The 5967-nt window shown below is 66.4% G+C and carries 5 protein-coding genes; 2 read left to right on the top strand and 3 right to left on the bottom strand.

Annotation, left to right across the window (positions count from 1 at the left end; genetic code table 11):
- The first annotated feature begins 131 nt into the window (after positions 1 to 131).
- Together ACT6Y9_RS08080 and ACT6Y9_RS08075 are read left to right on the top strand one after the other, a co-directional pair.
- Entirely contained in the window at positions 132 to 1454 is a 1323-nt protein-coding gene (locus ACT6Y9_RS08080; protein ID WP_443744160.1) for a hypothetical protein, read from the top strand.
- Positions 1455 to 1863: 409 nt separating this feature from the next.
- Entirely contained in the window at positions 1864 to 3336 is a 1473-nt protein-coding gene (locus tag ACT6Y9_RS08075; RefSeq protein WP_443744159.1) for an aldehyde dehydrogenase family protein, read from the top strand.
- Between the two features lie 196 nt (positions 3337 to 3532).
- Here ACT6Y9_RS08075 and ACT6Y9_RS08070 read toward each other — a convergent pair whose 3' ends face one another.
- The 3 genes from ACT6Y9_RS08070 to ACT6Y9_RS08060 all read right to left on the bottom strand — a co-directional run bounded on the left by ACT6Y9_RS08070 (position 3533) and on the right by ACT6Y9_RS08060 (position 5805).
- Entirely contained in the window at positions 3533 to 3991 is a 459-nt protein-coding gene (locus ACT6Y9_RS08070; protein ID WP_443744158.1) for a hypothetical protein, read from the bottom strand.
- 117 nt (positions 3992 to 4108) lie between these two features.
- On the bottom strand, positions 4109 to 4705 hold the full coding sequence (locus tag ACT6Y9_RS08065; protein WP_443744157.1) for a flavin reductase family protein: 597 nt from the start codon (positions 4703 to 4705) through the stop codon (positions 4109 to 4111).
- A 134-nt stretch (positions 4706 to 4839) separates the two neighbouring features.
- A complete protein-coding gene (locus ACT6Y9_RS08060) occupies positions 4840 to 5805 on the bottom strand; it encodes a LysR substrate-binding domain-containing protein (RefSeq protein WP_443744156.1) in 966 nt (321 codons plus the stop codon).
- Positions 5806 to 5967 lie beyond the last annotated feature (162 nt).

Raw genomic sequence — 5967 nt, 5'->3', positions numbered from 1 at the left:
GTCCTCGCGGTAGACCCAGGAAGCTTCAGTAGTACCGTACTTTGGGATTCTTTTAATGAATGACGGGGCTTTACGGCTCATTTTGGTAACCCGAGGGGCCCGCGCCGCCTGCCTGAGCCTGGAGACGCCGCATGGTGCATGCGGCTGCGGGCGAGAACTCAGCATTCCACATCAAGCGCCGGACGAAGAGGCGCATCGAGGAGAACTTCATGGGCCGTCCCTTCACCGGCCGGCGTCACGTCGGAGAACGCCGCGAAACCCGTCCCAACGGCGACGTTTACGTCTATGAGCGCGTCACCGAATACGATCCGGAAACGAAGCGCACGAAGACCGTCTCCACGCGGCTCCTCGGCAAAATCCCCGCGGGCTCGACTGAGATGATTCCGACGAGACCGAAGCGCCGGAAGACGGTTAGGGAGACGCAGGCGCTTGCGTCTTCTTCGCCGTCGTCGTCATCCTTGCCGGTTGAGGAGCGCTTCAGGAGCCTTCTCGACTGGGCGGGCGAAGCCTCCGGCATCGACGCCGATCTCCGCGAAGTCTTCCCGGGCGCAGCGGCGTTGGGCATCGCCGCCGTCGCGCGCTTCCGCGTCGCGTCCGAAGGCGCCTCGCTCTCCCGCCTTGAGGCCTGGGGCGTCACGCACCCGCTTCCCTCGCCGGCGCCCCTCACCGAAGAGGACTGCGAAGCGCTCTTCGAAGTGCTCGGACGGTCAGAGGCCGCCATGGACCTCTTCTTCCGGCTCCGCGCCGCACGCGAGGATCAAAAGGCCCGGTTCCTGGTGCTTGACGCTGCGGCGCCCTCCTTCGCCGCGCCCGCACCGGTCTTTGCGGATGCGGACGACGAGCCGCCGCGGCTCGTGATCCTCTATTCCATCGGGAGCGGCATGCCCGTCGCGTTCGCAGAACCTGCGAAGAACCTTCCCGCCGACGAGGCGCTTGTGACGGCAAGTCAATCGTTCGACTTCGCGCCTTCGCAGCTCGTCGTCGCGGCTGACGGCGACGCCGCAGGCTTCTCCGGCATCGCCCGGCGCGTCCGTGAGAGAACGGAGCGGTTCTTCTCCGAGGAGCGCCGATCCGCAGCGGAAGGCCCTGCGCCGCTGCGCCCTGAAGTTCTCCTCGGGCGGCTCTTCATGGACTTCGTCGCGCTTCAACTCCACGCCTTCCTCACGCTGCATCTTGACGCCGTGCGCGAAGGTCTCGACGCCGACGCCTCCGGGGGGTCTTCGGAAGAAGCTGCGCTCGAAGCGGAGCTCCGGGCGTGGCTGAAGAACCGCTCCCTCGTGCAGGTCCTCGACTGGTTCGACGGCGTCCGCTTCGCCGCCGATGCGGGACACGCCGGAGCGGCGGCCGCCGCCGCGGCTTCGGCACGTCGAGACGCGCTTCTCCTGCTGCGTCTCGGCGCGGTCGGGCGCCGCAGGCCCGGCTGTTCCGATCAGGCCTCCGTCCACCGCCGGTAGTCGGAAGCTTCGAGACCGGTGGTTTTCACAACAGTGGTCTGTTCGAGGTAAAAACCGCAACAAAATTCTTCCGCCGATCAACGGGTTCGTCGTTCTAAAGACTCCGTCTCTACGCCTTTCGGCGGACCTCCTGAAGTTCCGCCCGAAGACGCTCCCGCCTTCGGGCTCTAGCCTCCGCACGCCGGGATCCGCCGCCTCAACGGAGCACCCCGGCGTCAACCCCTACGCCCTCTGCCCTACACACCCCTGATACAGCTCCCCTTCGAACGGCGACTATCGCGCCGCCCCCACCGCCCCGTAGTCTGATCTCAACGAAACGCGGTGCTCCCCGGAGCCGCCTCCGGGCCGGAAGTTCCTCCGGCGTGAAGCGGACTCCCCGCACCGCCCAACTTTGAAGGAGAGCAGACAAATGGCTCAATTCATCAAGGACCGCTACGGCCTTCTCATCAACGGCGAATGGACCGACGCCGAGGGCGGCCGCACCTTCGACACCTTCAACCCGGCGACGGGCGAGAAGCTCGCGACGTGCGCCGACGCTTCGGCCGCCGACGTAGACCGCGCGGTGAAGGCCGCGCGCGCCGCACAGCCCCTCTGGGCCGCGAAGTCCGTTGAGGAACGCTCGAACATCCTCCTCAAGATCGCCGAGCGCATCGAGGAGCGCGCCCGCGAGCTCGCCCTTGTCGAAACCCAGGACAACGGCAAGCCCATTCGCGAAACCACCCTCGTGGACGTGCCGCTCTCGATCGACCACTTCCGCTACTTCGCCGGGTGCATCCGCGCCGACGAAGGCGAGGCGACGATGATCGACAAGAACACGCTCTCGATCATCCTGAGGCAGCCGATCGGCGTCGTGGGCCAGATCGTTCCGTGGAACTTCCCGCTCCTCATGGGCGCGTGGAAGATCGCCCCGGCCATCGCCGCCGGCAACGCCGTCGTGATCAAGAGCTCGAGCGCCACGCCCTTGTCACTTCTCGTCCTCGGCGAGATCCTCAACGAGTTCCTCCCCCCGGGCGTCGTCAACATCCTCTCGGGGCGCGGCTCCGTTTCGGGCCAGGCGATGCTCGAGCACCCGGGCTTCGACAAGCTCGCCTTCACGGGCTCGACCGAGATCGGCCGCAACGTCGGGCTCGTCGCCGCGAAGCGCATCATCCCGGCGACGCTGGAATTGGGCGGCAAGTCCGCCAACATCGTCTTCGACGACTGCCAGTTCGACAAGGCCATTGAGGGCGCCCAAATCGGCATCCTCTTCAACCAAGGGCAGGTGTGCTGCGCGGGCTCGCGCATCTTCGTTCAGGAAGGGATCTACGACAAGTTCGTCGCGGCGCTCGCCGCGGCCTTCGAGAAGGTGAAGGTGGGCGACCCGCTCTCGATGGAGACCCAGATGGGCTCGCAGGTGAACGACCGCCAGCTCGAGAAGATCCTCGGTTGGGTCGAGGAGGCGAAGGCCGAAGGGGCCCGTGTCCTCACGGGCGGCGTGCGCGCCGAGGTACCGGGAATGAAGGGCGCCTTCATGCGCCCGACGCTCATCGTGGACTGCGACAACACCATGAAGGTCTGCCGCGAGGAGATCTTCGGGCCGGTCGCCTGCGTCGTGAAGTTCAAGACCGAAGCCGAAGTGGTCGCGATGGCGAACGACTCCGTCTACGGCCTCGGAGGCGCCGTCTGGACGCGCGACGTCAACCGCGCCTTCCGCGTGGCGCTCGCCGTGGAAACGGGCCGCATGTGGGTCAACACCTACAATGAGCTCCCCGCCCACACGCCCTTCGGCGGGTGGAAGGAATCGGGCATCGGCCGCGAAACCCACAAGGTGATCCTCGACCACTACAGCCAGATGAAGAACGTCTACGTGAGCCTCTCCGAGGCGAAGCGTGGCTTCTTCTGACCCACGTTCATCTCCCCTCCTCCGCCGCGGCTCCCACGGGCGCTACGCCTCGGTGAGGCGCCGCTGGCGGAGTCTCCGGGCTTCAGGGAGGCCGGCCGCCCGGTCGCCCCTTCGAAGACCCGGAGTTCAGGCTCCCGACCGGCGCAGGGAATCACGCCGGCCGGGATTTTTGTCTTTGGAAGAAGCCGTCAGGCCGTCAGTGCGCGGCGCCGGCGGCCCCCTCGGCCTTGCGCTCCATCACCGCCTCAACCCGGCGGGCGGACCAACCGACGGGCCACATGAAGACCGACCACGGGAGGCCGAGATTCGTCATCAATCCCTTCATCTCGCCCGGCGTCAGCTCGCGCGCACCCGCGAGGATCTCACCACCCGCCTGCGGAACGCCCGCGGCGGCGCCGAGCGCCTCGGCCGTGAGGCCCTCGAGCTTCGCCCAGATCGCCACCGCCTCGGCGCCCGTCATCAGTTTGTGCGGGAAGGTCTTGGAGAAGGTCCTGTTCTCCCAGGCCTCGATGCGCGCGACCATCTCGTCGGCCCATTCGTCCTCGGGGCTCATCTCGAGCGGCACGTGTTCGAGGCTGCGGAAGAGAATCGGATCCACGGCGGCGAGCGCGCGGATATAGTCCTCAGGCGTTTCAATGGCGAAGAGTTCGGGCATGACGGGACCTCATCAGGATCAAATGAAGAAGCGCCCGCCGGAGCCGGAGGACTTCAGTGACGCGCCTCGGAAGGCTCCGCGCGGGCGCGGGAATGTTAACGGATGCGGGAGGAGCCGTCAGCGGCCGACGCGGATCGCCTCGCCCACGGCGTAGTAGCGCCCGCCCGAGGCGGAATGCACGGTGCGCAGCTCCCGCGGAGCGTCTTCAAAGCGCCACTCGCCCTTTTCGGTCGCGACGCGATCGTCCACCCAGCCCGCCACCACTTCGCCGATGAAGAGGTTGTATTCGCTCTCGTTTCTCGCTTCGGGCACGATCCGGCAGATGAAGTAGGCCGGGCACCCGACGGGGAGCGGCATCTTCCAGCCGGGCGCGAGGAAGAATTCGACTTCCGAGTGCTCGAGCTTCTCCGGGTCCTTGTTCTTCGAGACGCATCCGAGCTTCTGCACCGCCTCGACGTTCCCGACGGCGCCGAGGGCAAGCGCAAAGTACCCGCTCTTCTCCATCAGGGCGCGGGTGTAGTGGCCCGCAAAGACCACCGCTGTCACCTTGGTCGGATTGAGCGCGAGCGCGCAGTTCCAAGCGCACGTCATCACGTCGCCGTCGCCCTCGTGCGCGGCGCTGATGAAGGCCGTCGCGCCCGTGTTCATCAGGCCGTAGGCAGCGTTGGAGTCGAGGGGCTTCAAGTGTTCGGAGATCGGAGTGTAGGTGGGCATGTCGTTGGCAATCCTTCCAGAAGGCCGTTCCGGTGCACCGAGAGCATTCAAAGCGTCCCGTACGCAGAGCGGACGGCCCGCCCGAAGCCTCCCCGTCGCGGGGAGGCGCTTCGGACATCGATTGAGAATGAGACTCAATAGGCTACCGCAGAAGCGGACTGACCGGGGGCCGCGGGCGGCTGCCGGACCTCGGCTTCGGTCTCGGCGGCGCGCCGCTCCATGATCCGCGCGTAGTTGCGGCAGTGCTCGATCCAGGACTCGATGTCGCTCGAGAGGTACTTCCCGCGCTCGTGGCAGAAGGTGAGCTGCCGGTGGAAGCGGTCGGGGATCTGCACGGGCGAGAGGAAGCGCCCGTAGTAGGGGTCGTTGAGCACCCGGCGGGACATGTAGGTGAGTCCGAGCCCCAAGAGCACGGTGCGCAGGATCGCGTCGAAGCTGTTCAATTCCGCCGCCACGTCCACGCGGGCGAGCCTTTGGCGCAGCTGCGTCTCGAAGAAGTCGCGCGTCGAGGACCCCTTTTCGCGCAGCACCCAGGAGACGTTCTCGAGCTCATGGTAGGTGACGGGCCTCCCGGTCAGGGGATGGTCCTTGGGCGCCACCACCACCATCTCGTCGCTCATCCAGGGCGTCGTGACGAGGTCGGTGTCGGTGACGGGGCCCTCGATCAGCGCGACGTCGAGCTCAAAGCGCGAAAGCTTCTCGGCGATGATCCGCGTGTTGGCGATCTCCGCCGCGGGCATCCAGCCCTTTTCGTCGCGGAAGCTCCGCAGGAGATCGGCGATCATGAAGGTGCCGATCGTGCGCGTGCAGCCCACGCGGAACTGGCAGTAGCGGCGGGTCTGCCGGAAGAGGTCCGAAATGTCGTCGGCGCGGTGGACCATCTCGTCGGCCTGCGGCATCATCCGCCGCCCTTCGGCCGTGAGGAAGATGCGTCCGCGGCTGCGGTCGAAGAGCTGTACGCCGAGGCGACCTTCAAGTTCGGAGAGCGCCTGCGAGACGGCGCTCTTGCTCATGGAAAGGCTCTCGGCCGCGGCGCCGATGTTCTCCGCCTTGGCGATTGCGAGAAACACCTGTAGCTGTCGAAGCGTGATGGGAACCACTGAACAAACCTCCTTCCTGTTCTTCTTTTTGCGTCGGCGGGGAAGTGAAACTTCTATTGATGGCGCCCTTCCGACGGCGCGCCCTCCGGTGGATCCGAAGATATTAGCAAAGCGCCCGACGGCCCAAAACACCCGCCGCAGCGCCGATCTGATTCAAATCGC

The sequence above is a fragment of the Sutterella sp. genome (assembly GCF_052272535.1).
Taxonomy (GTDB): Bacteria; Pseudomonadota; Gammaproteobacteria; order Burkholderiales; family Burkholderiaceae_F; genus Sutterella.
This window is presented reverse-complemented; position numbering and strand designations above follow the sequence as displayed.

Coding starts and splice junctions, on each gene's coding strand:
- ACT6Y9_RS08080 (WP_443744160.1), top strand. CDS start 132: ATGGTGCATGCGGCTGCGGGCGAGAACTCAGCATTCCACATCAAGCGC.
- ACT6Y9_RS08075 (WP_443744159.1), top strand. CDS start 1,864: ATGGCTCAATTCATCAAGGACCGCTACGGCCTTCTCATCAACGGCGAA.
- ACT6Y9_RS08070 (WP_443744158.1), bottom strand. CDS start 3,991: ATGCCCGAACTCTTCGCCATTGAAACGCCTGAGGACTATATCCGCGCG.
- ACT6Y9_RS08065 (WP_443744157.1), bottom strand. CDS start 4,705: ATGCCCACCTACACTCCGATCTCCGAACACTTGAAGCCCCTCGACTCC.